Annotated in this window: 26 protein-coding genes; 2 read left to right on the top strand and 24 right to left on the bottom strand. The window is 28.6% G+C overall.

Annotated features, from left to right (window positions below; translation table 11 throughout):
• Positions 1-80: 80 nt before the first annotated feature.
• Positions 81-593, bottom strand: coding sequence for a ferritin-like domain-containing protein (locus B3Z56_RS06905; RefSeq protein ID WP_346847376.1), 513 nt, complete (start codon positions 591-593; stop codon positions 81-83).
• 95 nt (positions 594-688) lie between these two features.
• Complete coding sequence (locus tag B3Z56_RS06900; protein ID WP_346847375.1) at positions 689-1,381, bottom strand: Crp/Fnr family transcriptional regulator; 693 nt, start codon at positions 1,379-1,381, stop codon at positions 689-691.
• A 94-nt stretch (positions 1,382-1,475) separates the two neighbouring features.
• Here B3Z56_RS06900 and B3Z56_RS06895 point away from each other — a divergent pair, with 94 nt between their 5' ends.
• Positions 1,476-2,165: a YjjG family noncanonical pyrimidine nucleotidase gene (locus B3Z56_RS06895; RefSeq protein ID WP_346847374.1), complete on the top strand. Its 690-nt coding sequence runs from the start codon at positions 1,476-1,478 to the stop codon at positions 2,163-2,165.
• A 163-nt stretch (positions 2,166-2,328) separates the two neighbouring features.
• Here B3Z56_RS06895 and B3Z56_RS06890 read toward each other — a convergent pair whose 3' ends face one another.
• The 21 genes from B3Z56_RS06890 to B3Z56_RS06790 form a co-directional block, all read right to left on the bottom strand.
• Positions 2,329-2,706 (bottom strand): PH domain-containing protein, encoded by a 378-nt coding sequence (locus B3Z56_RS06890; protein WP_346847373.1) that lies wholly within the window; start codon positions 2,704-2,706, stop codon positions 2,329-2,331.
• A 160-nt stretch (positions 2,707-2,866) separates the two neighbouring features.
• A complete protein-coding gene (locus B3Z56_RS06885; RefSeq protein ID WP_346847372.1) occupies positions 2,867-3,850 on the bottom strand; it encodes a lipoate--protein ligase in 984 nt (327 codons plus the stop codon).
• A 53-nt stretch (positions 3,851-3,903) separates the two neighbouring features.
• Complete coding sequence (lpdA, locus tag B3Z56_RS06880; RefSeq protein ID WP_346878511.1) at positions 3,904-5,283, bottom strand: dihydrolipoyl dehydrogenase; 1,380 nt, start codon at positions 5,281-5,283, stop codon at positions 3,904-3,906.
• 159 nt (positions 5,284-5,442) lie between these two features.
• Complete coding sequence (gcvPB, locus tag B3Z56_RS06875; RefSeq protein ID WP_346877267.1) at positions 5,443-6,897, bottom strand: aminomethyl-transferring glycine dehydrogenase subunit GcvPB; 1,455 nt, start codon at positions 6,895-6,897, stop codon at positions 5,443-5,445.
• Entirely contained in the window at positions 6,897-8,237 is a 1,341-nt protein-coding gene (gcvPA, locus tag B3Z56_RS06870; protein WP_346847369.1) for an aminomethyl-transferring glycine dehydrogenase subunit GcvPA, read from the bottom strand. The genes gcvPB and gcvPA overlap by 1 nt, the downstream gene beginning before the upstream one ends.
• Position 8,238: 1 nt before the next feature.
• Complete coding sequence (gene gcvH / locus B3Z56_RS06865; RefSeq protein ID WP_346878510.1) at positions 8,239-8,634, bottom strand: glycine cleavage system protein GcvH; 396 nt, start codon at positions 8,632-8,634, stop codon at positions 8,239-8,241.
• Between the two features lie 12 nt (positions 8,635-8,646).
• Positions 8,647-9,753 (bottom strand): glycine cleavage system aminomethyltransferase GcvT, encoded by a 1,107-nt coding sequence (gene gcvT / locus B3Z56_RS06860; RefSeq protein ID WP_346847368.1) that lies wholly within the window; start codon positions 9,751-9,753, stop codon positions 8,647-8,649.
• 181 nt (positions 9,754-9,934) lie between these two features.
• The gene (locus B3Z56_RS06855; protein WP_346847367.1) at positions 9,935-11,365 is read right to left on the bottom strand and encodes a potassium/proton antiporter; all 1,431 of its coding nucleotides are present in this window, start codon (positions 11,363-11,365) and stop codon (positions 9,935-9,937) included.
• Between the two features lie 234 nt (positions 11,366-11,599).
• Positions 11,600-12,649 carry an ABC transporter substrate-binding protein gene (locus tag B3Z56_RS06850; protein ID WP_346878509.1) on the bottom strand — a complete coding sequence of 350 codons (1,050 nt, stop codon included), beginning with the start codon at positions 12,647-12,649 and terminating at the stop codon, positions 11,600-11,602.
• Between the two features lie 4 nt (positions 12,650-12,653).
• Positions 12,654-13,436 carry an ABC transporter permease gene (locus B3Z56_RS06845; RefSeq protein WP_346847365.1) on the bottom strand — a complete coding sequence of 261 codons (783 nt, stop codon included), beginning with the start codon at positions 13,434-13,436 and terminating at the stop codon, positions 12,654-12,656.
• Complete coding sequence (locus B3Z56_RS06840) at positions 13,430-14,266, bottom strand: ABC transporter permease (protein ID WP_035130173.1); 837 nt, start codon at positions 14,264-14,266, stop codon at positions 13,430-13,432. Before B3Z56_RS06840 ends, B3Z56_RS06845 begins: the two co-directional genes overlap by 7 nt.
• 1 nt (position 14,267) lies before the next feature.
• Entirely contained in the window at positions 14,268-15,317 is a 1,050-nt protein-coding gene (gene potA / locus B3Z56_RS06835) for a spermidine/putrescine ABC transporter ATP-binding protein (RefSeq protein ID WP_346877266.1), read from the bottom strand.
• A 63-nt stretch (positions 15,318-15,380) separates the two neighbouring features.
• The gene (locus B3Z56_RS06830) at positions 15,381-15,920 is read right to left on the bottom strand and encodes a helix-turn-helix domain-containing protein (protein ID WP_035130168.1); all 540 of its coding nucleotides are present in this window, start codon (positions 15,918-15,920) and stop codon (positions 15,381-15,383) included.
• Positions 15,921-16,455: 535 nt separating this feature from the next.
• Complete coding sequence (locus tag B3Z56_RS06825) at positions 16,456-16,734, bottom strand: hypothetical protein (RefSeq protein WP_346847363.1); 279 nt, start codon at positions 16,732-16,734, stop codon at positions 16,456-16,458.
• 52 nt (positions 16,735-16,786) lie between these two features.
• Positions 16,787-17,230 (bottom strand): type II 3-dehydroquinate dehydratase, encoded by a 444-nt coding sequence (gene aroQ / locus B3Z56_RS06820; protein WP_150846162.1) that lies wholly within the window; start codon positions 17,228-17,230, stop codon positions 16,787-16,789.
• A gap of 18 nt (positions 17,231-17,248) precedes the next feature.
• Positions 17,249-18,061, bottom strand: coding sequence for a shikimate dehydrogenase (gene aroE, locus B3Z56_RS06815; protein ID WP_346847362.1), 813 nt, complete (start codon positions 18,059-18,061; stop codon positions 17,249-17,251).
• Between the two features lie 37 nt (positions 18,062-18,098).
• Positions 18,099-18,377, bottom strand: coding sequence for a chorismate mutase (locus tag B3Z56_RS06810; protein ID WP_346847361.1), 279 nt, complete (start codon positions 18,375-18,377; stop codon positions 18,099-18,101).
• 154 nt (positions 18,378-18,531) lie between these two features.
• On the bottom strand, positions 18,532-19,479 hold the full coding sequence (locus B3Z56_RS06805; protein ID WP_346847360.1) for a patatin-like phospholipase family protein: 948 nt from the start codon (positions 19,477-19,479) through the stop codon (positions 18,532-18,534).
• Positions 19,480-19,543: 64 nt separating this feature from the next.
• Positions 19,544-20,449, bottom strand: coding sequence for an alpha/beta hydrolase (locus B3Z56_RS06800; protein WP_346847359.1), 906 nt, complete (start codon positions 20,447-20,449; stop codon positions 19,544-19,546).
• Positions 20,450-20,611: 162 nt separating this feature from the next.
• Positions 20,612-21,385, bottom strand: coding sequence for a peroxide stress protein YaaA (yaaA, locus tag B3Z56_RS06795; RefSeq protein WP_346847358.1), 774 nt, complete (start codon positions 21,383-21,385; stop codon positions 20,612-20,614).
• A gap of 65 nt (positions 21,386-21,450) precedes the next feature.
• On the bottom strand, positions 21,451-22,104 hold the full coding sequence (locus tag B3Z56_RS06790) for a pentapeptide repeat-containing protein (RefSeq protein ID WP_346877265.1): 654 nt from the start codon (positions 22,102-22,104) through the stop codon (positions 21,451-21,453).
• A 244-nt stretch (positions 22,105-22,348) separates the two neighbouring features.
• Between B3Z56_RS06790 and B3Z56_RS06785 the strand changes: the two genes are divergently transcribed.
• Entirely contained in the window at positions 22,349-23,257 is a 909-nt protein-coding gene (locus B3Z56_RS06785; RefSeq protein WP_346877264.1) for a patatin-like phospholipase family protein, read from the top strand.
• 108 nt (positions 23,258-23,365) lie between these two features.
• On the opposite strand, the gene B3Z56_RS06780 is transcribed toward B3Z56_RS06785, so the two are convergent.
• Positions 23,366-25,459 carry a GGDEF domain-containing protein gene (locus B3Z56_RS06780; RefSeq protein WP_346878508.1) on the bottom strand — a complete coding sequence of 698 codons (2,094 nt, stop codon included), beginning with the start codon at positions 25,457-25,459 and terminating at the stop codon, positions 23,366-23,368.
• Between the last annotated feature and the right edge of the window lie 17 nt (positions 25,460-25,476).

Here is a 25,476-nt window from a genome sequence, read left to right as displayed (position 1 = left end):
AATATAATCTGTGCTCCCCAAATTATATAAGAATAATCATATTCTTCTTATTGGGTTTACACAGATTATTTTATACTTTCTTATAATGTTCCATAATTATCTTTATCTAAAATAACTAAAGCTCTAGTTAATTCTTCCACATGTTCCTTTTCATCTCTAGTTATTTCATTTATTATTTTAACTAAAGTACTGTTATCTAAGTTTCTAACAAATTGTTCATAAAGCAAAATAGCCTCTAACTCTCCCTTTATTCCCTCTCTAATAGTTACAAGTAGATTAACATCCTTATCATATTTATTAGTATAATCTTTATACTTTTCCTTAGATAATATATTTACATGTTCCCTAGCTTCTTCTTCTAAAGCAGCTTGCTCTGGATCAATACATCTTAGAGCATTTAAAAACATTGCATAATGTCTCTTTTCATCTTCCATAATATGGTGAAATAGTTCCTTAAGTTCTTTATTTTCTGTAATTGTTATAAAATGACTATAATCATTTATTGCTACAACTTCTGCAACAAGCCCTTCTCTTAAAAATCCTTCTGCACTTTTGGCAATACCTTGTGGTTGTCTTTCAGTAGTATAACTCATAATAGCCCCCTTAATTATTTATCTATGTTATATATATTATAAATAATTTTATCTTATGAATGCTTCTTCTACATTTAGACGTATTGCTTCTATATCTAAAGGGATTTCATATACACATTTTTAGATAACTCATTAAGTCTATCCTCATCTAATATATATATTTTTTTATTATCACATTTTATAATTGATTTTGATTCAAGCTCTTTAAATGTTCTCACTAAATGCCTATAAGTTGTTCCTAAAAATTCAGCAATCTCTTTAAATGATGAGTTTAAAAGAATATAATTTCTATCATCTTCTAAATGCTCAACTAGGTAGCTAGCTAGCCTATTTACAAGAGGATATACAAAGTTATATGAACTATTATTAATGGTTTCATGAAGTTTTTCACTTAAAGAACCTACTAAATGATGTAAAAAGTTCACATTATCAATATAATTTGCTCTAAGTATAGTTGATGGTATGGCAATTAAAAAAGTATTTTCTATAGCTTCAACATTACATTGTATGGGCTTATTTTTTAAAAACTCTAAATCTCCTATAGTATTAAAGTCTTTATAAAACTTTAATAGCATTGATTTACCATTTTCAAAAAGATATGATATTTTAATTTTCCCATCTACAAGCAAATAGTAATATTCAAGTTCATCCTCCGCTTCTAATATAATTTCATCTTTTTCATAAAAATGGAGTTGAGCATAGTTTATTATATCCTCATCAAATAGATTTTCTATATTATACTTAGTAAAATACTTGTTTAAGAGTTGCTGATTCAATATTTTTTTCATAAATTCTCCTTATCATGACATATGTCCTATAGATATATACATCAATATGGTAACTTATGCAATAGAGGATGTAAAGTATAGATGGAGGTTTATTATGAATTACGAAGTTATAATTTTTGATGCAGATGAAACTTTATTTGATTTTAAAAAATCTGAGAGATACGCTCTTAAAAATACTATGATTGAGTTTGGCATAGATTATGATGAAAATTATCATTTAAAAGTATATAAGGATATAAATACAATTATATGGAAAGAGTTTGAAGATGGACTTATCATTCAGAGTGATTTGAATATTGAAAGATTTAGAAGACTATTATATAAATTAAATGCTAAATTTGATGAAGTTAATTTTGCAAAATCATATGTAAAACATTTATCCAGTGCATCATTTTTATATGATGATAGTATAGCTCTTATAGAAAGTCTACATAAAAATTATAGGCTTATTATAATCACTAACGGTCTTAAGGATGTACAAGATAATAGAATAAGAAAATCTGTCATAGGAGGATACTTTGATGATATAGTAGTATCTGATGAAATTGAAGTATCTAAGCCAGATCCTAGAATATTTGAACATACTTTAAAAAATATAAATCATACTGATAAAACCAAAGTATTAATGGTAGGCGATAGCTTAACTTCAGATATACAAGGGGGAATAAATTTTGGTATAGATACCTGCTGGTTTAATTCTAATAAGATTATAAACAAAAGTGCTATAAACCCTACATATGAGATTTCCAATCTTATGGAGCTTAAGAGTATAGTTGAAAAATAGATAATATTAATTCATAACTAGCAATATAAAGTTTATATATTTATCTTAACAATGGATGTAAAAGTGGATTCACCAAGAATCCACTTTTACATATGCAAACTATTTTTTCTTTAATTTTAATCTTAGCTTCTAATACTCATTATCATGCACTCTTATGTTTATACTATCTGCTACAATATTCTGCTAATATTGATTGTACTTCATAAATGTTACAACTACTGCTAAAGGTCTTTTCTATAGGCATGCTCATCCCTGAAACAAATATTTTAAGTTCTGCATCTAAATCAAAATGTCCTGATGTTTCCACTTTGAAATTAGTAATTGCTCTATATGGTATTGAATGATACTCTACTTTTTTACCAGTAACCCCTTGCTTATCAATAATAATTAATCTTTTATTTGTAAATATAATCATATCTCTTACTAACTTGTATGCTTTTTCTATTTGTTCATTAGAACCTAATAATTTCATATAGTCTTCCTTGATTTTATTGATATCCACCTCTGACGCATTTCCTATTACACTACTAAATAATCCCATTACCATCACTCCCTTTATAAAATTAATTTAATTATACCCTAAATAACAAATATTAGTAAATATTTTTATATAGTTTATCTTACCTTAAATGTGTTTTTTGTGTCCCTATATTTCCTTTGTATATACTGTAATTAAATTCTATCGCCTAATTTAAATAATCTTATACAAAAAATAAGCTTAAAAGCTCTTGTTTACTTACATTTCCAAAATAATTCTTTATATTAATATTATCTATTACTCTATGAATTTCTTCAGTATTATGCTTTTTACCTATAAGAGCTTTTTCAATATCTTCAATATTTCCTTCTCCAAAGAAATCTCCAAAAATTCTTATGTGCTTCATTATACCCTTTTCAACATCAATACTTAATTCTATAGTACCAGCAGATAATTTTTTCTCATTATAAAAATTATATTTGGGCGACTGTCCAAAATTCCACTGCCAAGTTTCATATTTAGTTTTAACTAGATTTTTAATCTCTTCAATTTCCTCATTATCTAAAGTAGTTATAACCTTATCTTTTTCTTCTCTACCGATATACTCGAATATTTTATTTTTAAAATCTATAACACTAAAGGATTCCTGTAAATGTTCACTAATATTTGTAATTCTACTAGATACAGATTTAACTGCTTTATCTGAAAATTTTATGGGTTTAGAAATTAAAGCATCACTTAAGTTAACTATGTCAGAAGAAAATAATAAAGTCCCATGATGCATTACTCTATTTTTATATTTACATTGAGCATTTCCAGAAAACTTTTTACCATCTATTAAAAGATCATTTCTCCCTGAAAACTCTGCCTTTACTCCTAATTCATTTAATACACCTATGATTGGAATAACAAAGGTCTTAAAATCATTGAATTTTTTTCCATCATCCTCAACTATAAATGTAAAGTTTAAATTCCCAAGGTCATGAAAAACAGCTCCACCTCCACTTTGTCTCCTTACAACTTTTATATCATGCTTTTTAATGTATTCCTCATTAATCTCTGATAAAGTATTTTGATTTTTTCCAACTACTATACAAGGTTCATCTCTCCAAAGTACAAAATATTCACCATTCTTTTCTCTTAATAAATACTCCTCTAGAGCTAAATTGAAATAAGGATCTGTGCAATTATTATCAATATATCTCATTTTTTCTCCTTTTTATTTTGAATATAATATAATGCATATTTTAAAAATAGTAGTTACCTACTTATACTGTGTATAGCTTCTTTATTTAATCCTAAGACAGCTTCATGTAGTGCCTCACCTAACGTTGGATGACTATGAACCACTTCTTTCAGCTCTGACACCGTCATTTCCTTTTCAACCATGATAGTGCCTTCTAGTATTAAATCTGACCCATGGGGTCCAAGAATGTGCACACCTAAAATCACATTGTTTTCATCACTTATAACTTTTACCAAACCTTCACCTTCACCTAAAGCTAAAGCTTTTCCATTGGCACCAAACATAAATTTATTTTTTTTATAGTTTATTCCCTTTTCTTTAGCTTCTTCTTCTGTAATTCCTACTACTGCTATTTCAGGGAAAGTAAAAATACAAGAAGGAATCACTGCTTTATGACAAGGTTTATTTAATAATATATGTTCCACAGTTTCCACACCTTGGTGAGAAGCTGCATGAGCAAGAAGTGAAATCCCATTAACATCTCCAACAGCATATACACCCTTTAAAGAAGTTTCATAATTTTCGTCAACCACTATGCCTTTTTTATATGTGTTTATTCCTAATCTATCTACATCAATACCTTCAAAATTAGGTTTTCTTCCCTTTGCAAGAAGTACTTTTTCCCCTCTTACTTCAAAGTCACCTTTCTTACCCTGACATTGTATAATTATTTCTTCAGTCTCTCTAAAACTTATAACTTTAGTTGAAGTAAGAATCTCTATTCCAGACTTTTTTGCCATAGCTGAATATCTCTTTGAAATATCTTTATCTATATCGTATAGTATAGAATTTCTCGCAACTATCACTGTAACTTTACTTCCCATAGCATTAAAAATGCTGGCAAACTCCATTCCAATTACTCCACCACCTATAACTACTAAGGATTTTGGTATATGATTAAAATCTAAAAGTTCAGTGCTTGTTATAATATGTTTACTATCATATATTCCTTCAATGGATGGGATTTCAGCTTGAGATCCAGTAGCTATAATTATATTTTTTCCTTTAATAGTTATTTCTTCTTCACTGCATACTGTTACAGTATTTTTATCAATTAATGTAGCTTTACCCCTTATAAGTTCTACATTATTTCCCTTTAAAAGAGCTTCTATTCCAGTTACTAAGGTTTTTATAATGCTTCCTTTTCTTTCTTGAATTTTATCTACATCTATTTCAAAATTATTTGCTTTAATACCAAAGTCTTCAATATGACTTAAGTTATTAAAAAGTTCTGCAGTTCTATATATGGTTTTAGTTGGAATACACCCATAATTTAAACATGTCCCACCTAAATTTTCTTTTTCTATAAGGCACACTTTTGCTCCTAATTGCGCTGCTCTAATGGCAGCCACATAACCACCAGGTCCTCCGCCTATTACAATTATATCTTTCATAACTACACTCCTCGTATTAATATGTTCTGTATGAATTACTATATTAACTTTATATGCAAGCTTATTTTAGTTAAAACTTTAACAAATATTTATAAAAAGGCATTAATATAATCTTTGACATTATTATATTAATGCCTATAAATTTTAATTCTTAAAAAGTTACTTACTCCACTTTAAGATTGGTGTTCTTGCTGCTTTAACTTGATCTAACCTTCTTACTAAAGCATTTTGAGGAGCTTCATGTAAAACTTCTGGATTCTCCTTAGCTTCTATAGCTATTATCTTCATAACTTCAACAAACTCATTGATGGACTCTAAGCTTTCACTTTCAGTTGGTTCTATCATAAGAGCATCTTCAACTATTAGAGGAAAATAAACTGTTGGTGGATGTACACCATAGTCAATCAATCTTTTAGCTACATCTAAAGTTGATATATGATTTGGGTTATCTTTTAAACCAGCAAAGATAACTTCATGCTTACATACCTCATCTATAGCTACCTTATAATAATCTTTCAAAGCTTCTTTTATATAATTTGCATTTAATACAGCATTCTCTGAAGCAGCTTTCAGTCCTTCACTTCCCATAGTTAGTATATAGGTATAGGCTCTAACTAACACTCCAAAATTCCCATAAAAACTTCTTACTTTTCCAATAGAATCAGGTCTATCATAATCAAATACAAACTTCTCTTCTTCCTTTTTTATAATTGGAACCGGAAGAAACTTAGAAAGTTTACCACATACGCCTACTGGACCTGCTCCTGGACCACCACCACCATGTGGTGTTGAAAATGTTTTATGAAGATTTAAATGACACACATCAAATCCCATATCACCAGGACGAGCTTTTCCCATAATAGCATTTAAGTTTGCTCCATCATAGTATAAAAGTCCGCCTGCTTCATGAACCAACTTACTTATATCCTCTATATTTTTCTCAAACAAACCTAAAGTATTTGGATTTGTAAGCATCAGTCCCGCTATTTCATCATTTAAAACTTTTTTTAGTTCTTCTATTGAAACCAATCCATCCTTATCAGATTTAATTTCAACTATTTCAAAACCTGCCACTTTTGCACTTGCAGGATTTGTACCATGAGCTGAGTCAGGAACTATTATTTTTTTACGTTTAAAATCATTTCTACTTTCATGATATGCTTTTATTAATAAAAGTCCTGTGAATTCACCATGAGCTCCAGCAGCGGGTTGCAATGTAAAATCATCCATACCTGTAATTTCACATAACTTTAAGGAAAGGTCGTGGATAAGTTCTAATGCACCTTGTACATTTTCTGCTGATTCTTTAGGATGAATTTTACTAAAACCAGAAAACATAGCCACATCTTCATTAATTTTAGGATTATATTTCATAGTACAAGAACCTAGAGGATAGAACCCCTTATCTACACAATAGTTTTTATTAGAAAGAGCAGTGTAATGTCTAACTACATCAACTTCACTTACTTGTGGAAGATATGCATCCTCTTCTCTTAACATATTTTTAGGTATAACAGACTCTATATTTATATCCTCCACATCTATTTGTGGAAGCGTATAACCTACTTTACCCTCACATGATAGTTCAAAGATAACTTTATTATAACTTTTCATTATATCTCCTCCATCACTTTAACTAATTTGTCTATTTCATCCTTCGATCTTTTTTCTGTTACACAAAGTAACATAGAATTCTTATATTGAGGGTAATCTTCTTCTAAAATATATCCACCTAAAATATTATTATCTAGTAATTTGTTATTTATTTCACATAAGCAAGTATCAGATTTCACTGCAAACTCTTTAAAAAATGGTTTATTGAATAGTGGCTTATATTTACCACTCTCTATTAATTGATTAAAAGCATAGTGAGACTTTTTGATGCATTGAGCTCCTATTTCTTTTATACCTTCTTTTCCTATTGTAGCCATATATACAGCAGCACCTATTGCCATCAATGTTTGATCAGAACATATATTAGAGGTAGCTTTTTCTCTTCTTATATGTTGTTCTCTTGCTTGAAGTGTTAATACATATCCTTTATTACCATGACTGTCGTCAGTTTCTCCAACAATTCTACCTGGCATTTTTCTCATAAGCTTTTTAGTAGTATTTAGAAATCCTAGACCCGGTCCTCCAAAGTTAATATTAGCACCAAGACTTTGACCATCCCCTATAGCTATATCTGCCCCTAGTTCACCAGGGCTTTTTAAAACACCTAAAGATAATGGATCCACACTCATAATAAGTAAAGATTTATTTAAATGGATATCCTTCTCTAATTCCTCTACCTCTTCTATAATTCCAAAGAAGTTTGGACTTTGTATAATAACTCCTGCTACATCTTTATTTAATAATGATTTTACCTTCTCAATATCTGTAACTCCATTACTTTCATCAACTTCTAATAAATCGTACCCTTTATATTTTAGATAAGTTTTTAAAACTTGTCTTGTGTCCGGATGTACTGTTTTAGAAACTATTATGGTATTTCGCTTTGTATTTTCTATAGCCATTACAGAAGCTTCTACTGCTGCTGTAGCCCCATCATACATAGATGAGTTTGAAACTTCCATACCTGTTAAGTTACAAATCATAGTTTGATACTCAAAAACTGCTTGTAAAGTTCCTTGGCTAATTTCAGGTTGATATGGAGTATAAGCTGTATAAAATTCTGTTCTTCCAGTTAAATGTTTACATATAGAAGGAACATAATGATCATACATGCCTGCACCTAAAAAACAAATAAAATCTTCTATAGATTTATTTTTATTAGCTAAGTTAGTCATTATTTTCTCAACTTCTAACTCAGATAAACCTTTATCAATGTTTAATTCTCTATTTAATTTTAAATTATCCGGAATATCTTTAAATAAATCCTCTATTGATTTTACAGAAATAAAATCAAGCATTTGTTTTTTTTCTCTTTCTGTAATAGGAATATAAGGAAACATATTATTCACCTTCTTTACATAGGTCTTTACATAATTCTTCATACTCTTCAGCTTTTAATAAATCTTTTAAATCATCTTTATTTGATAATTCTACACAAATCATCCAAGCGTCATATGCATTTTCATTTACTAGAATAGGATTATCAGTTAACTCTTCATTAACTTGTAGTACATTACCACTTGCAGGCATGAAAATATCTTCAGCAGCTTTAACAGATTCAATTGTTGAAAAAGCTTCTCCCTTAGAAAACTCATCACCTTCTGATGGTAAATCTACAAAAACTATATCACCTAATAATTTTTGTGCACAATCTGTAACTCCTATATAAGCTTTATCTTCCTCTACTCTTATCCATTCATGATTCTTTGTATACAATAAATTTTCCAATACTAACATGATTAATCCCCCTTATTTTTGAGTTTTTTTACTATAAAACTTCTTATTGACAACCATTGCCTTTAATTCTTTATTTCTAACTTTTATAAAAATTTCTGTACCTAATGCTGCGTACTTAGCATCAATTAACGCAAATCCTATTGTTTTGTTTAAGGTAGGAGACATATATCCAGTGGTTACATGTCCTATTTCTTCATTATCCTTAATTACTATATAGCCATGTCTTCCTATACCTCTATCTATCAATTCATATCCTACTAATTTTCTGGTTACTCCATTTTCCTTTTGTTTTATCAAAACATTTTTACCAATAAAATTTTCTTTATTAAGTTTCACAAAAAATCCAAAACCCATTTCTAATGGAGTTATAGTTTCATCCATTTCATTCCCATACAATGGAAGGGTAGCTTCAAATCTTAGTGTATCTCTAGCGCCAAGTCCAATAGGTTCAACACCTTCATTTTCTCCAGCTTTAAGTATTTCTCTCCATAAGACTACTACATCCTCAGGTTTTGCATATATTTCAAAGCCATCTTCACCAGTGTATCCTGTTCTTGAAATTAAAACTTTTTTATTACATATGTCTATATCATCTTTAAACTGGAAAAATCCTATATCTGATAAATTAAGTTGTGTTAATTTTTGTAATACTTCTTGAGCTTTTGGCCCTTGAAGTGCCAATTGAGCAACACTATCAGAAATATCTTCAATGGTTACCTCAAAATTATCTTTGTTATCTAACATCCATTTAAAGTCTTTTTCTTTATTGCTTGCATTTACAACTAAATAATAATAATCTTCTGAAAATTTATACACTAGTAAGTCATCTACAACACCACCATTTGGATAACACATGAAACTGTATATGACATCTCCATTTTTTAGTGTTTTCACATCATTTGTTAAAAGATAGTTAACAAATTTTTCAGCATCCTTTCCCTTTACTAGCACTTCACCCATATGAGAAACATCAAACAAACCTGCTCTTTCTCTTACGGTTTCATGTTCATGTAGAATTCCCTTAAATTGAGTAGGTAATTCATACCCAGCAAACTCTACAATTTTTCCACCATTCTTCTCATATTCTCCTCTTAAAGGAGTAACTTTTAAATTGTCCAATTAACTCCCTCCTTAAATTAAAAATAATGTATATAAGTCTATTATAACGCTAATTTATTTATATGCAATATTTTACTCAAAATACAATATTTAAGAATAAAATAATTCATAACTATATTAATCCTCATATAAATTTCAAAACTAAAGTGGCTATAAGTTCTATAGCCACTTTGTACAAAATCTACGATCCAACATTTTTTTCTAATAAATATTCTATATTATTTCCACTTAAAACTAATATATCACCTTGATTAATTAGTGTAGAGCCTTTTGGAACTATTATTTCACTATCTCTTTTTATCATTACAATAAGTATCTCCTCTGGAATATCCGCTTCCATTATAGTCTTTTCTTTCCAACTACTGTTCGAGTCAACATTATACTCTATTAATGTTGTAGACCTATCTTCTTGATAGTCGGTAAATGTTTTTAATACTGTTTTTGTATCATCTACTAAATCTAACTTTCTAGCTACTTTAGGGATTAATGTGCCTTGAATAGCTACTGATAATAAAGCTATAAAAAATATTATATGAAATATATCATTTTCTAATGGTATCCCTGATGTTATTGCATATATTGCAAAAACAATTGAAGCTGCCCCTCTTAATCCTACCCAAGAAACAAACAACTGTTGTTTAAATGGTATCTTAAACCAACTTAAAACGCTAAAGGTTGCGATTGGACGTGCAATTATTATCATAAATATTGATATTAATATAGAGCTCCCTATAACACTTGGTAATTCAGAAGGAAATGCTAATAAACCTAATACAAAAAATAGCATAATTTGCATTATCCACGATACTCCATCAAAGAAATGAACTAAGCTTCTCTTGTGTGGAATTTTGCTATTTCCAATGATAATACCAGCTATATAAACACTTAAATATCCATTACCGCCTACCCATTCACTTAATGCATAAGATAAAATGGCAATTGCCGTTATGAATATTGTATAAAATCCATCTACTTCAAAATTTGCATTTCTCATTATATAGACCGTTAGCTTAGATAATATCACCCCAATTAATATACCAAAAATAATTTGTCCAATTACTGTAGGTACTATTGAGCTGATACCCCCATTATTCATTAATGTTAAAACTATTAATGTTAGCATATATGCAATAGGGTCATTACTTCCACTTTCAACCTCTAGTATAGATGCAATTTCTCCTTTTAAGTTTAATTTCTGTGAACGTAGTATAGAAAATACTGATGCTGCATCTGTAGACCCAACTATGGAGCCTATTAGCAACCCTTCTAAAAGACTTGTTTTAAGGACAAAATAACAGAATAATCCTGTCAATCCTGATGTGATTATTACCCCAAATGTAGACATTAAAATGGATTCTCTTGCAACAGGTTTAGCTTCTTTCCAATTGGTACCAAACCCACCATAGAACATTATAAATACCAACCCAAAGGAACATAATTCTCTTGTAAGCTCATAATTATCAAAATATATTCCTACTACACCATCTGAGCCAAATAACATTCCTAAAATGATGAATATAAGTAACATTGGTACACCAAACTTATATAATACTTTACTGGATGTTATGCAAATTAGTAATACTAATCCACATATAATCATTAACTCAAGCATATTACCTCCTTAATTTATATTATTTATTATAATTAATTTTTTTAATTTTAGATATTCTCATATATATATTATACAATAAAATTGAATTCAATACATAAAAATTCCTCCCTAATCAAATTATATTTGTGTAAAGTCTATTAAATTTAACAAAAATTTTAATGAATTTTCATTATGATATAAAAAATAGTAGCTCACCATAAATAGGTTAGCTACTATTTTTATACTATTTTTATACTATTTAGATTTTATTTCAATCCATCTTTCATCATAAAGCTTAATGTTGTCACCAAGGTCTATGAATGATTCACATTTATCAAGAAGAGTCTTATCTGGATAAGCTACTGGATTAGATTTAACATCTTGTGAAAGCATTTCAAGAGCTGCTTTATTTGGTGTAGAATATCCTATATAATCTATGTTTTGGACAGCATTTCCCGGCTCTAACATAAAGTTTATAAATTTCTCTGCATAATCTTTATTTTCTGCATCTGTTGGTATGCATAATGCGTCTACCCACTTATTGGTACCCGTTTTAGGGATTCCATAATCTAGATTTTCATTTTGTTCCATAAGAGTTATTGCATCTCCAGAATAAACTATTCCCATAGCAGCTTCTTCTCCTAAAAGTCTATCTTTACCTTCATCATTAACATAAGCACGAACTAAAGGTCTTTGAGCTATTAATTCAGCCTTAGCTTTATCTAGTTCTTTTTCATTTATGCTATTTTGAGAATATCCTAACTTCATTAAGGCAATAGCCATAGTATCTCTAACTGAATCAAGCATTAGGATTTCTCCAGAGTATTTCTCATTCCATAAAATGTCCCAACTATCTACAGGATCACTTACCATATTTTTGTTATAAAGAATACCAAAAGTTCCCCAGAAATAAGGTACACTATATTCATCATTTTCATCATAGCTAGGCTTTTTAAAGCTTTCATCTATATTTTTATAGTTAGGAATATTAGAATAATCTATCTTCTGGATTAATTTCTCATCCTTCATCTTTTCAATCATATAATCTGATGGAACTATTAAATCATATTTTGATCCACCACTCTTTATCTTTTGATACATGATTTCATTGGTATCGTAGGTTTCATATACTACCTTTATACCAGTTTCTTCTTCAAACTTTTCTATTAGAGATTCATCTATATAATCCCCAACGTTATAAATATTTAAAACATCACTAGAGGATTTTGTCCCACAACCTGTAAGCATAGCTGTCACCATTACCCCTGTACATACTAGAGCTATAATTTTTTTTAATTTTTTCATCTTATTACTCCTTCCCTACCATTGCTTGCTTTCTGTTAGATAATAATAATAGTATTAATACTGTTATAAACATTAATGTAGTCAGTGCATTAATCTCTGGTTTAATACCTCTCTTTGCCATAGAATAAACCTCGATTGATAAGTTAGTTACTCCATTTCCAGTGTTAAAAAAGCTTATAATAAAGTCATCTATAGACATAGTAAAAGCAATTAAAAATCCTGAAATTATACCTGGTTTTATCTGTGGAAGTATTACCTTTCTAAGGGTATACATAGGTTTTGCGCCTAAATCCATAGCAGCTTCTTCTACATTGTCTGGAAGTTGTTTTAACTTTGGCAATACAGATAAAACTACATATGGTATATTAAAAGTTATGTGTGCAAGTAACATAGTTAAAAATCCTAACTTCATATTAAAAAATATAAAAAGTATCATAAGACCTATTGCTGTTACTATATCAGGATTTAATACAGGTAGATAGTTTATATTGAGAAGCATTGCCTTTTTAGGCCCCCTCATTCTATCTATCCCTATAGCACTTATTGTTCCTATGACTGTAGCTATTGCTGATGCCAATATTGCTACTACTACAGTGGTTATTAAAGCTGAAATTATTCTATCATTATGAAACAATTGCTGATACCACTTAAAAGTAAACCCTTGCCATCTTGCCATGGATTTTGAATCATTAAAAGAAAATAGTGCTAGGGCAAAAATAGGAGCATATAAAAATATAAATATTAAAATCAAATATATATTTGAAAATATTTTTTTTGCTTTTACCATAATACTCTACCTCCTCCTTTTTCATCATCATCTGAAAACTTAGAGGTTAATCCCATAGCTAATAAAATTAATATCATCATAAGAATAGATATTGCAGAACCAAAGTTCCAATCTCCAACAGAAGTAAACTGCTGCTCAATTAAATTTCCTATGAGCATGTGCTTTCCACCACCTAAAAGTTGCGAGATTACAAAGGTAGATACCGCTGGCATAAATACCATAGTTATTCCTGAGATAACTCCTGGTATACTTAAAGGAAAAATTATCTTCATAAAAGCTGTAATTTTTCCGGCTCCCAAATCATAAGCAGCATTAACTAAATCTTGATCCATCTTTAATAGCGATGTATATATTGGTAGTACCATAAATGGAAGAAAGTTATACACCATTCCAAGAAGCACTGCACCATTTGTATATAGTATATCTACTGAGTTTAACCCAATGATATTAAGTAAGTTATTAAGCAAACCATTCTTTCCTAGAATTGCAAGCCATGCATAGGTTCTAAGCAAGAAATTCATCCACATTGGAAGAATAAATAACATTATAAGCATTCCACGTTTATTCTCTGGTTTTCTTGATATCATATACGCAATGGGATATCCCATTACTAAACATAAAATTGTTGATTGTAAGGCTAAGCTAATAGATCTAGTAAATACCTTTATATATAAAGGATCCATTAATCTTTTAAAATTATTTATAGAGAATTGGTAGCTTCCGCTCACTTTTTCTGTAAAGCTAAAAAATACTATTAGAAGAAGAGGTACTATTATAAACAATGAACTCCACAATACATAAGGATAAGCTAAATATGATTTCTTTTTCATTCTACGCTTCTCCTGACTTTTTCATTATGTGAATGTCTTCTGGATAAATATCCATTCCGATTTCTGTACCTATAGAAAAGTTTTTAGTATTATGAAGAATAAAGTTCATACTCTCTTCCTCTACTTCTAATTCATAGTGAACTCCTTTAAATACAGAAGATTTTACTATCCCTTTTAAGTTTCCTTCTTCTTTATTTACTATTTTTATATCCTCTGGTCTTATTACCACATCTATATATTCATCTTTATCAAAGCCTTTATCAACACATTCAAATATACGTCCACAGAATTTAACCTTAAAGTCTTCTAACATTATTCCGTCTGTAATATTACTTTCTCCTATAAACCTAGCTACAAACTTATTCTCAGGTTCATTATATATATCTTCCGGAGTACCCATTTGTTGAATCACTCCCTTGTTCATTACTACCACAGTATCAGACATAGTTAGTGCTTCTTCTTGATCGTGGGTTACAAATACAAAAGTAATTCCCAATTGTTTTTGTATTCTTTTAAGCTCTATTTGCATTTCTTTTCTAAGCTTTAAGTCAAGAGCACCTAAAGGCTCATCAAGAAGTAATACCTTTGGCTCATTAACAATAGCTCTTGCTATAGCTACTCTTTGTTGCTGACCACCGCTTAGAGATTCAATTTTTCTTTTTTCAAAGCCCTTAAGATCTACTAATTTTAAAACTTCATTTACTTTTTTATCAATTTCGCTTTTAGAAAGTTTTTTTATTTTTAATCCAAAAGCTATGTTTTCATATACATTCATGTGAGGAAATAGTGCATATTTTTGAAACACTGTATTAATCTGTCTTTCATATGGAGGTAAGTCATTGATTTTCTTATCTTCAAATATAACTTCACCTTCATCGCAAGTTTCAAAACCTGCTAAAATTTTTAATGTAGTAGTTTTACCACAGCCACTTGGACCAAGTAATGTTATAAACTCATTCTTTTTTATCCCTAAAGTTATATTGTCTAAAACTTTGTTGTCTTCAAAGGTTTTAGATATACCTTTAATTTCAATTATATTATCACCCAACATAAACACCTCTTTTATAACATAATGCTAATTATACTTTTGTGTCACCTTATTAAATTTGTCTACTTAAAATGACGGTGGTGTACTTACCCATATTACTGTTGCCTCAGTTTTTCCTGTATTTGAAATATAATGATTAGACTTTGGCTTAAAATAAAAGCTTTCTCCCTTACGTATTTTATATACCTTATCTCCTAAATGCAGGTTCACAATACCATGAAGCACAAGTCCAAATTCCTCTCCCTCATGAGGAGTTTCTTCTTTGTATTTTCCATTTGGTTCTAATGTGAGCATTATAGGCTCCATCTGATTTTTTTGAGCATCTGGTACGAGCCACTTTAATCTATACTTTAGATCTTCATCCTCAGTTTCAAACATATCATCATTTGTAAACTTAACTCTTTCATTAATTTTCTCACTAAAGAATTCATTTAAATTTGTGCCTAGTATCTGAAGAATATCCATAAGTGTTGCAATAGATGGAGATGTGAGATCATTCTCAATTTGAGATATGAACCCCTTGGATAATTCACATCTGTTTGCAAGTTCTTCTTGTGTTAACTGTTTTTCGATTCTAAGACTTTTTATCTTCTCTCCAATTTGCACGATTCCACCTCAATCTTATGTATTATACTAAACCTTAAGTTTACATTTACTAAACAAACAATATTATTCTATATTTTTTTTATTAATAAATCAATAGATTTATTAAATTTTTTTTATATTTTCATGATTTTTTTTTCATAATGAACCTTTGAATATACCTTATGTTTATGAAAATATGTTTATATTAATATTCTTCATGTTTAGTAATACTAAGTATATTCCATAATAAAAACTTCCTAGTATTAATTGTACTAACCTTCTACCAAATACTAGAAAGACAATTTACTTTAACTATTTTAAAAAAATACTTTATAATCACAATAAATGCTATATATTTTTCATTGTAAAATAATGTAATTATTAACATTTTCCACAACTCTATCCACAATATAATTAACACTAAGTGGATAAATCTTAGATTATCAACCTTTTTTCTGAAAATTTACTTTATTTTATCCACAATTTATAAATTTTAAAAAAATAATAAACAACTAAGTAATTAACACCTTAGTTGTTTATTTTTCATTTGATTCTACTAGTTCTCACTTAATTCTTCCAAAAGCCTATCAAATTCTCTTATTTCAACCCAATCATAAAGATTAATGTTTTCCTTTGAATGATATACTCTGAAATCTTCTATGGATACTTTAACTTCATTTTCTCCATCAGTCGTGAACCATAGGTATTTTTCATTACAAGAATTCAATTCTTTTATTTCGCTAAAAGGGTTAATATCATCCTCATAATAAAATCTAACTCCACTTTCAGCAAGACTTGTATAGATGTCTATTATCCTATTATTAAGCTCATCCATAAGTTTCCCTTCCTCCTAGGTTACAAATGTTTAATTAGTATTATAACCTACTTTAGCTAGAAATCTTCATTTTATTTTCTAGAGCATTCATAGCCATTATATATCCATATTCTCCAAAACCACATATCTGACCTATACATGCTGGAGCAGTAACTGATTTTTGTCTAAAATCTTCTCTATCATAAATCTGTGATAAATGAACTTCCACAGTATCTATGTTTACACTTTTTATAGCATCATAGATTGCATAACTATAATGGGTAAAGGCACCTGGATTAATTATTATTCCATCATATTTTTCATAGTATGCCCTTTGGATGAAGTTAATAATTTCTCCCTCTATATTGCTTTGTAACATCTCTATGTCATGTCCTAAGGATTTAGAGCATTCCTTTATGTAATTTTCAATCTTCTCAAAGCTTTTTGAGCCATATATATGTTTTTCCCTTATGCCCAAAAAATTCAGGTTAGGTCCATTTATAACCATAATTTTCATAGCAATCACCTCTTATAATTAACTAAACTCTCTATTTAAAATTTCATATATATCTTTAATTACTTGGTCATCAATAGAATTCTTTTGCCATATTTCCTGTGCTTTTACGCCTTGTCCTATGAGCATAGATAATCCCCCTACAACTTTTTTTCCTAACTCTTTTCCCTTTAATAAAAATTTTGTTTCTGATGGATTATATACTATATCTACAACTGTTTGAAAATTATTTATGATAGTATCATTAACAGGAGTGGCATCTTCATTAGGAAACATACCTACTGGAGTTGTATTAATTATCATATCTCCTTGAATTTCTTTTAACTGCTCATAACTTATTAGTTGAACTTTTTCATGATTTATTCCCTTATTTTTTTCTGGTGTCCTACTTACTATATAAACATTTTTAGCTCCATTGTCTAATAAATAACACACAGCAGCCTTTGTAGCTCCACCATTTCCCAAAATTACAGCTATTGAGTCTTGTATCTTAACATTATATACCTTTAACATATATCCAAAGCCATAGTAATCTGTGTTATAACCATATAGTTTATTATCCTCTAGTGATATTGTATTAACAGCACCTATCCTTTGTGCTTCTGGTGATATCTCATCTAAATACTTAATAATTTCTTCCTTGTAAGGAATAGTTACACTGGCTCCTTTAATTTTTAAAAGTTTAAGTGCATCTATGAATTTTTCTAAATTTCCTTTAGGTATTTCAAATAGTTTATATGCACCTTCTACTTCCATAGCCTGAAATATTATCTTATGTATTCTTGGTGATAAGCTATGTCCTAATTTCTCACCTAGTATGCCGTAAAACTCCATAACATTACTCCTTTATATATGATTAATTTAAATAACTTTACTTATGCTTTTTTATAATGCTCTCTTGCAAACTTCTACTTAACTCCATTATGCTTAAGAAAAATCTTCTTGCTAATAAATCATAGTTCTTATTTTTTAAATTGTCTACATTTTTTTTAATAACCTTTGATTCTCTCTCCTCATCATATATCGGTAAATCATTTTCTTTTTTACAATTAGCTACTCTTATAGCAACATCCATTCTTCTCTCAAATAGATTTATAAGTTCTTTATCAATCTCATCGATTTCTTTTCTACATTGCTCTAATTCATTCACTGCAATTCACCCTTTTCTAAATTATCTATATACATTAATTAAATTTTACTAATATATAATAACACTTATTTATATATTATTTCCACTAAAAATAAATAGACTCCTATAGGAATCTATCTTTTTATCTATATATTTTTACTTTACATAATATTTATTAAAGTTTTTTTATTCCAAGTTTTCTCTTTATTCTTCTTGTATTTCTAGCTATCCAACTTTCCTTATTTTTTTCTTCAAATTCTTGTAATTCACTGTCCATAGCCTGTCTTTCTAATTCTTCGATTAATTGATATCTTGCCATTTCAAAAATAGGTTCTAAAAGATTTTTTGTATCATAGTAACCTCTTTGAATTCTCTTGTTTTTAGACTCTTCATCTAGATTTAATAATCCATCTAATATTTTTGTTTCTATATCTGAAGGAATTAGTTCTATGATTTTTGCATCTGGAAAATCTTCTCTTTTTATTTTAGCTTCTTTAGATAATAGTACAGCTATTATTATATCACACCCTTCTTCATATACTGGTTTTATAGGAGTATTATCTACTAGTCCCCCATCTAAATATGTCTTTCCACCAATTTCTTCACTTTCATATATCATAGGAAGACAAGCCGTTGCTAATAATATACTTCTAGCCTTTTCTTCTTCATAGTCATTTATTTTAAAATATTTAGCAGAGAACTCCGGCATTTCAGTACATGATACATAACATATTTTATTTGACTTTTTTAATTTATCAATATTTATATATTTCTCTATAATATCCTTAGCTCCATCCCTAGGAATATCACCCTGCTCTAATTTCTTTGTCATATATTTTTTTACTAAATTCATGTTTCTACTACCAATAGCGAGGGTTACGCCTTTCCTTATTAAAACTTTACTATTTACTGGTAACAACTTCTCTATAGTAACCTCTTGCCACATTTTCTTAGCTTCTTCAAAATCATCTTGAGCAAATAAAGCTGCATTTATAGCACCTATAGAAGTACCTGAAACTACTTTTATGTATTTATCTATATTTAACTCTTTTATAGCTTTCCATACTCCTATCTCATAAGCTCCTTTTCCGCCTCCACCAGATAATACTAATCCTACTCTCATTCCCCTTCATCCCCCATTAAAATATTATCTTGATTTTAAAATATTTATTAGCGACTTTTTATTATTATATCATTTTAAGAAAGTTTTTTACTTCATTTTCATATTTCTCTTGGTTAGTGGCATAACAAGTATTATGCTTAGCTCTTGGAATTATACATAAGCTTTTTATTCCCTTTTTAATTTCATACATTTCCATAGACATATAACATGGTATTAATTCATCTTCATCTCCATGAATGAACATAATTGGTACTTTGCTTTCCTTTACCATATCCATTGGACTTATTTCTCCTAAAGAAAAGCCACATACTTTTTTTATTTTATGATTAGCGAGATTATAGAAAGGGAAAAATGGAATTTTGTATTTATTTAACTTTCTTTTTATAACCTCTATTGCATTTGCATAAGCTGATTCCGATATTATAAAATCTATTTTATTCTTTCCTAAAACTGAATACATAAGACCAGTAGCAGCTCCCATAGAATGTCCATGTACACCTATAAAGCATTTCTCCCCAACTTTTTGTCTTATACAGCTTACCCATAAATCTAAATCTTCACACTCATATCTTCCATAGGTAGCATAAGTTCCTTCACTATTACCATGACCTCTTTGATCTACTAAAAGAATATTAAATCCTTCTTTTATAAAAAACTTTATATATTGGCAAGACCTGTAGTGGCCAACCAAGTATCCATGCAATAATATTATTATTTTTTTTGAAGGTAAATTACAGTTTAGATAATATCCTTTTAACTTATATCCATCTTTACTTTGTACAATTAGCTCTTCCAATTTTAACTTTTCATACTCATCAAGAGAATATAATCCCATGGTGTAAAGACTATTAAAGGTTTCTATCTTATCACGCTTTTTACCAAGAGTAGCATAATAAAATAAACAATTTATAGTTTTGATAAATATTATAAAAAGTACTGTCATTACAATTAATATATTAACTATTATCATAATTTGCTCCTATTATCATCTTATAATGTTTTAAAATAAAAAAACTTGTATTTAAAATACAAGTTTTTATTTTATATATTTTAGTAATCCCCTACTTTTTATAATTAATGCACCTTTAATTTCTTTTATAATGTCACATTATTTAATACTAAAGTCATAGACCTAAATCATTTTTTCTCTAGTAAAAACTAATTTAGTATTGCTACTTAATTCTTTATTATAGCAATAACCTTCTTCTTTAAAATTCTTTAAATCTTCTATATTATCTATATTATTTTTAACAATATAAGTTACCATAAGCCCCCTAGCCCTCTTAGTATATGTTCCTATAATCTTATATTTTCCCTCTATGTTTTCTTTAAATTCAACATCATAGACATTAATAGTATCTAGCTTACTTTTATCTATGGATTTAGAGTACTCTAGAGAGGCCAAATTCAAAATTGTCTTATCTTCTTTAAGATTTAAATCATGAACTATATTTTGAGTAATCTTTTTTGTCCAAAATTTATATAAATTCTCTTCAGGTATACCTCTTAACTTTGTAGCCATTTCTAGCCGATATTCTTTTATATTATCTAAAGGTCTTAAAACCCCAAATAAACCTGATAAAATCCTAATGTGCTTTTGTGCAAACTCTATGTTTGATCTGTCATATTCAAAAGGATTTATAGCTCTATATACTTCCCCACTAAATCCAAAAATAGCCTGCCTAGTATTTACTTGTTGGTCATAAAAGCATTGAAATCTATTATAATTTACCTTTGATAACTTATTACTAATTTTCATTATCTTAGCTATTTCTTGTAAATTGTAATTTTTAATTATATCTACTAATTCTCTTACTTCATTCATAAATACAGGTTCGGTACTTTCATCTATAAATATTTCTTTTTCAAAATCTAAAGATTTAGCTGATGATATTATTGTTATCATATGTTTTCTCCTAACTTTAAATATCCTAATTAAAATTCATTACTCTGGCAGTCTCTTTAATACATCTATTCCTTAATTACAATCCCTAAAATTCTCGAAAGCGATAGTGCTTGCATTGGAGTAACTACTATTCCATATAAATCTCTTACATCTCCAATAAGTCCTTCTATATCACTATTTCTAAAATCAATTCCTTTCACCATAGCCTTAGATATATCAATTTGCCTCATACTTACATTTTCAAAGTTTACTTTATTAAATTTACTATTTTCAAATATTACATTATTAAATGACGAATCTATAAAATTTACATTTTTAAGAGTAGAGAAAGATATGTTACTATAGTCACCGCTACACTGATTTAATGTGACATTTTGAATATTTGTATCTGCCAAATCTATACCTATAAGCTTACAGTTTTTCATTTCTACCCTATGCAGAATTCCATTATTTAAATTAGAATTTGATAAATCACAGTTTTCAAACTTTACATCTATAAATTCAATATGAGGAAATTTTACATTTCTAAAATCTACATTTTTAAATATAACTTCCGAAAATTCAACATGTGATGCACACTCATTACTTATGTCACAATTAAGCATCATTACATTATTAAAATAATCTTCATCATCTATATTCTTCTCTAAAGAATATACCTCTTCATTTATTGCTGTAATTTTAGGTAATAATACATTTTTTACTTTTCTTTCTTCCATATTTCTTCTAGCTATGTACTATATATACTTAACATAGCTAATCTTCACCCTCCTTCACTGTTTTCATTTAATCTAATTATTATCTATCATATTTAAATATTCCCCAGGTAATCTCAAAAACCTTCATAAACAGAGTTCTTAGCTTCTTTATAAGTCAAAGATATTTTAAAACAGATAATAATATATTCACATACCTACATAATCATTAATACAATAATCATATAAGCTACAACGGAGGTGTCTAATGTCTACATTCAGAATTATTGTATTTGATGGTGGAGGAATTCGTGGTGCCCTATCCACACGTATATTAAAACGCATTTATAATAAATATCCTGATATCTTAAAGTATACAAACTTATTTGCTGGTACTTCTACAGGTGCTTTAATAGCCTTAGCTCTAGCTTCTGGAAAGGATGGAAATTATGTTGATAACTTGTACAACTATGAGACTGTAAAAAGTATATTTTATCCTTCTCATCTTAACCTTTTCAGACCTAAATTTAATAATAAAAACTTAAGAGAAGTCATATTATCTGTATTTACAGAAGACCTTACCCTTGGGGATCTTGAAAAATATGTATTCATCCCATCCTTTAATGTAAAAGGTTTTTCATCCGATAACTGGCAATCTGTATTTTTTAATAACCTTTCTCGTGGTTCAACATACACATCTAAGGTTGTAGATGTGGCTTTAGCTAGCTCTGCCGCTCCTACTTATTTCCCTTCATACAAGAACTTTATAGATGGAGGTGTAATTGTAAATAATCCTACAGCCGCCTCTATGATTTCCGTAATGAAGCTCCTTAAGCCTAAACATTCACTATCTGATTTTCGTATATTATCTATTGGTACCGGCTCAACACTTAACCAAATAAAATCAGATACATCTTCTTGGGGTGCTCTCCAGTGGATGCTCAGACCAAAATGTAATGTTAAAACACCTTTGGTTTCAATTCTACTAAATGATACACCTCTAGAAGACTTATATTGCAAAGAGCTTATCGGTCCAAACTACTTTAGAATAAATCCTATACTAAAATATAAAATTCCTCTTGATGACTATTCAAAAGTTCCATTACTTAAAGATGCTGTGGACAATCTAGATCTTTCCGATACCTTTAAATTTATAGAAAATAATTTTTTACATTAGTACAGAATTAATTTAATATAAAAAGTTATTCTATAATAATTCCTTTTATCATTATAGAATAACTTTTTTATTTTTATGTACATTTTCTAATTAACTAACTTTATATAACTAAGAATAATTTTCATATTTTACAAGTTTATTTTTCCCTTCAGCTTTAGCTATATATAATGCTTCATCTGCAAAATTAATACATTGATCAATGCTCTTCTCTTTACCTGAATACATAAATACACCTAGGCTAGATGTTACTTTTAATTTAGATTTTTCTCTATAATATATATTAGCTCTTTCAATTGATGTTCTTATATTGTCACAGATTGAATAAATCTTTCTTTCACTTATACCTTGTAAAATCACTAAAAATTCTTCCCCACCATATCTCCCTGCAACTCCATGATTTTTAACATTATTTTTAATTATGCCTCCAACCATTTTTAATACACCGTCTCCATAACTATGTCCATACTTATCATTGATTAATTTAAAATCATCAATATCTATCATTATGACAGCTAATTTCTTTCGTTCTCTTTGACAATCCTTAAATATTTTTTCTCCCTTTTCAAATATTTCCATCCTAGACAGTAATCCCGTTAAAAAATCATGAGAAGAAAAATATTTAGTTCTATTATAAAGACAGGAATTCTCTAAAGCTATAGCAACATAGGATGCTAATATCTTTAATTTGTTTAAATCATTTTCTGTATATGCATTTTTCTTATAACTTTGTACATTTAAAAATCCTCTAACCTTATCCTCTAGAATTAAAGGACAATACATTGCTGATTGAGTATTATTATCACTTACTTTTACCTTAAGGGTTGGTACATACTTTTTATATTCTTTATACAGATCATTAATTAAAATAGTGCTTCTATTTCTAACACAGTAAGCTCCTATGCTTGTTTCATCTTCTATATGAACATTCTTTAAATTCAGCTTATTTCCTCTATCTATAAATAGTGCATAATCTAAAATCCCTTCTGATTCCTTAAGGGTAGAAACACCAACCACTTCTGCATCAATAATCATTGATATTTCTTTATGTATATTTTCTAATATATTATCAAAATTAAGATCTGAAGTTATTTTTTGCCCTATAGTTGATATTACTTTAATGTCATCATATAATGACTTGAATATAGCTGCTTCTTGCTTATTCTTTTCATTTTCTAAATCAGCAAGACTTAATTCACTAGTTATACAGTTCAATTCATTATTTATTTCAACATACTTCTCATAATACACTAATGCTTCCTTATATTTATTAATCTCCTTGTTAGATAAATACAGTCGTTTATATATATTTCTACTAATTAGTACGTATTTATTTTTTTCAGATATTTCTAATGCCTTTACTAGCTTATTAATAGCTTCATCATATTTATTATTAATTAAATCACTCTGAGCCCAAGACTCTAATATGCTAGCTTGAACTTCATAATAATCCCTCTTTGTGGCATGCTCTAATGCAGCTGAATACTCTTCTTCTGCTTCCTTTTGATTGCCAGCCTTAAAATTAATTTTTCCCCTTATCCTTAAAGCTTCACTTCTTATAATTTCATAATTCAGCTTTTCTCCAATTTCAATAGATTCATTAATAAAATTCATGGCATTTTCTAAATTGCCAAGTTCACATTCAATTTCAGCAATAACTTGATACATATTTATTTTCAAATTATCATTATAACCATAAGGTATGTCTTGCAATGAATCTATAATTTTTTTAGCTTCATTATATTTTTCCAGATTTAGATAATTAACACAAATATTATTTAATATTATTAAAAAAAACTTATCATTTTTTATTTCTTTTGCTATTTTCAAAGCAATCTTTCCCCATTTTGTACTCAATTCACATAATCCTAATTGAAAGTAGGCACTCATAAGACCATTTGATACATATAATTTCCCTTTTTCATCACTTATGCTTTGAAATAATGTATTAGCTTTTAATAGCCACTGTACTCCCTTTTCATATGTACCTGAATAATTAAAATACCACCCTATAGTTCCACTACACCAAGCTATTCCTTTGATATTTTCATTTTCAGTACATATTTTTAAACCTTCATCTAATATACTTTTAGCGTTGTCTAGGTTAATTACTAGCTGTTCGTTAATATAATCTATAAATTGGTCTATGTAATCTGAATCTTCCCTAAGTCTATTTAGTACATCTTCTTTTGAATCTTTATACATAGATTTCATAACCCCCT

Origin of the sequence: Clostridium sp. UBA7791, assembly GCF_002480755.1 — a bacterium.
Lineage (GTDB): Bacteria > Bacillota > Clostridia > Clostridiales > Clostridiaceae > Clostridium_J > Clostridium_J sulfidigenes.
Note: the sequence above shows the minus strand (reverse complement) of the source record. Positions and strands in the feature narration are given on the sequence as shown.

What these genes read in the sequence shown, in the direction of transcription:
- B3Z56_RS06905 (WP_346847376.1), bottom strand. Translation starts at nt 593, where the DNA reads ATGAGTTATACTACTGAAAGACAACCACAAGGTATTGCCAAAAGTGCA.
- B3Z56_RS06900 (WP_346847375.1), bottom strand. Translation starts at nt 1,381, where the DNA reads ATGAAAAAAATATTGAATCAGCAACTCTTAAACAAGTATTTTACTAAG.
- B3Z56_RS06895 (WP_346847374.1), top strand. Translation starts at nt 1,476, where the DNA reads ATGAATTACGAAGTTATAATTTTTGATGCAGATGAAACTTTATTTGAT.
- B3Z56_RS06890 (WP_346847373.1), bottom strand. Translation starts at nt 2,706, where the DNA reads ATGGGATTATTTAGTAGTGTAATAGGAAATGCGTCAGAGGTGGATATC.
- B3Z56_RS06885 (WP_346847372.1), bottom strand. Translation starts at nt 3,850, where the DNA reads ATGAGATATATTGATAATAATTGCACAGATCCTTATTTCAATTTAGCT.
- lpdA (WP_346878511.1), bottom strand. Translation starts at nt 5,283, where the DNA reads ATGAAAGATATAATTGTAATAGGCGGAGGACCTGGTGGTTATGTGGCT.
- gcvPB (WP_346877267.1), bottom strand. Translation starts at nt 6,897, where the DNA reads ATGAAAAGTTATAATAAAGTTATCTTTGAACTATCATGTGAGGGTAAA.
- gcvPA (WP_346847369.1), bottom strand. Translation starts at nt 8,237, where the DNA reads ATGTTTCCTTATATTCCTATTACAGAAAGAGAAAAAAAACAAATGCTT.
- gcvH (WP_346878510.1), bottom strand. Translation starts at nt 8,634, where the DNA reads ATGTTAGTATTGGAAAATTTATTGTATACAAAGAATCATGAATGGATA.
- B3Z56_RS06855 (WP_346847367.1), bottom strand. Translation starts at nt 11,365, where the DNA reads ATGCTTGAGTTAATGATTATATGTGGATTAGTATTACTAATTTGCATA.
- B3Z56_RS06850 (WP_346878509.1), bottom strand. Translation starts at nt 12,649, where the DNA reads ATGAAAAAATTAAAAAAAATTATAGCTCTAGTATGTACAGGGGTAATG.
- B3Z56_RS06845 (WP_346847365.1), bottom strand. Translation starts at nt 13,436, where the DNA reads ATGGTAAAAGCAAAAAAAATATTTTCAAATATATATTTGATTTTAATA.
- B3Z56_RS06840 (WP_035130173.1), bottom strand. Translation starts at nt 14,266, where the DNA reads ATGAAAAAGAAATCATATTTAGCTTATCCTTATGTATTGTGGAGTTCA.
- potA (WP_346877266.1), bottom strand. Translation starts at nt 15,317, where the DNA reads ATGTTGGGTGATAATATAATTGAAATTAAAGGTATATCTAAAACCTTT.
- B3Z56_RS06825 (WP_346847363.1), bottom strand. Translation starts at nt 16,734, where the DNA reads ATGGATGAGCTTAATAATAGGATAATAGACATCTATACAAGTCTTGCT.
- aroQ (WP_150846162.1), bottom strand. Translation starts at nt 17,230, where the DNA reads ATGAAAATTATGGTTATAAATGGACCTAACCTGAATTTTTTGGGCATA.
- aroE (WP_346847362.1), bottom strand. Translation starts at nt 18,061, where the DNA reads ATGGAGTTTTACGGCATACTAGGTGAGAAATTAGGACATAGCTTATCA.
- B3Z56_RS06805 (WP_346847360.1), bottom strand. Translation starts at nt 19,479, where the DNA reads ATGAGAGTAGGATTAGTATTATCTGGTGGAGGCGGAAAAGGAGCTTAT.
- B3Z56_RS06800 (WP_346847359.1), bottom strand. Translation starts at nt 20,449, where the DNA reads ATGATAATAGTTAATATATTAATTGTAATGACAGTACTTTTTATAATA.
- yaaA (WP_346847358.1), bottom strand. Translation starts at nt 21,385, where the DNA reads ATGATAACAATAATATCATCAGCTAAATCTTTAGATTTTGAAAAAGAA.
- B3Z56_RS06790 (WP_346877265.1), bottom strand. Translation starts at nt 22,104, where the DNA reads ATGGAAGAAAGAAAAGTAAAAAATGTATTATTACCTAAAATTACAGCA.
- B3Z56_RS06785 (WP_346877264.1), top strand. Translation starts at nt 22,349, where the DNA reads ATGTCTACATTCAGAATTATTGTATTTGATGGTGGAGGAATTCGTGGT.
- B3Z56_RS06780 (WP_346878508.1), bottom strand. Translation starts at nt 25,459, where the DNA reads ATGTATAAAGATTCAAAAGAAGATGTACTAAATAGACTTAGGGAAGAT.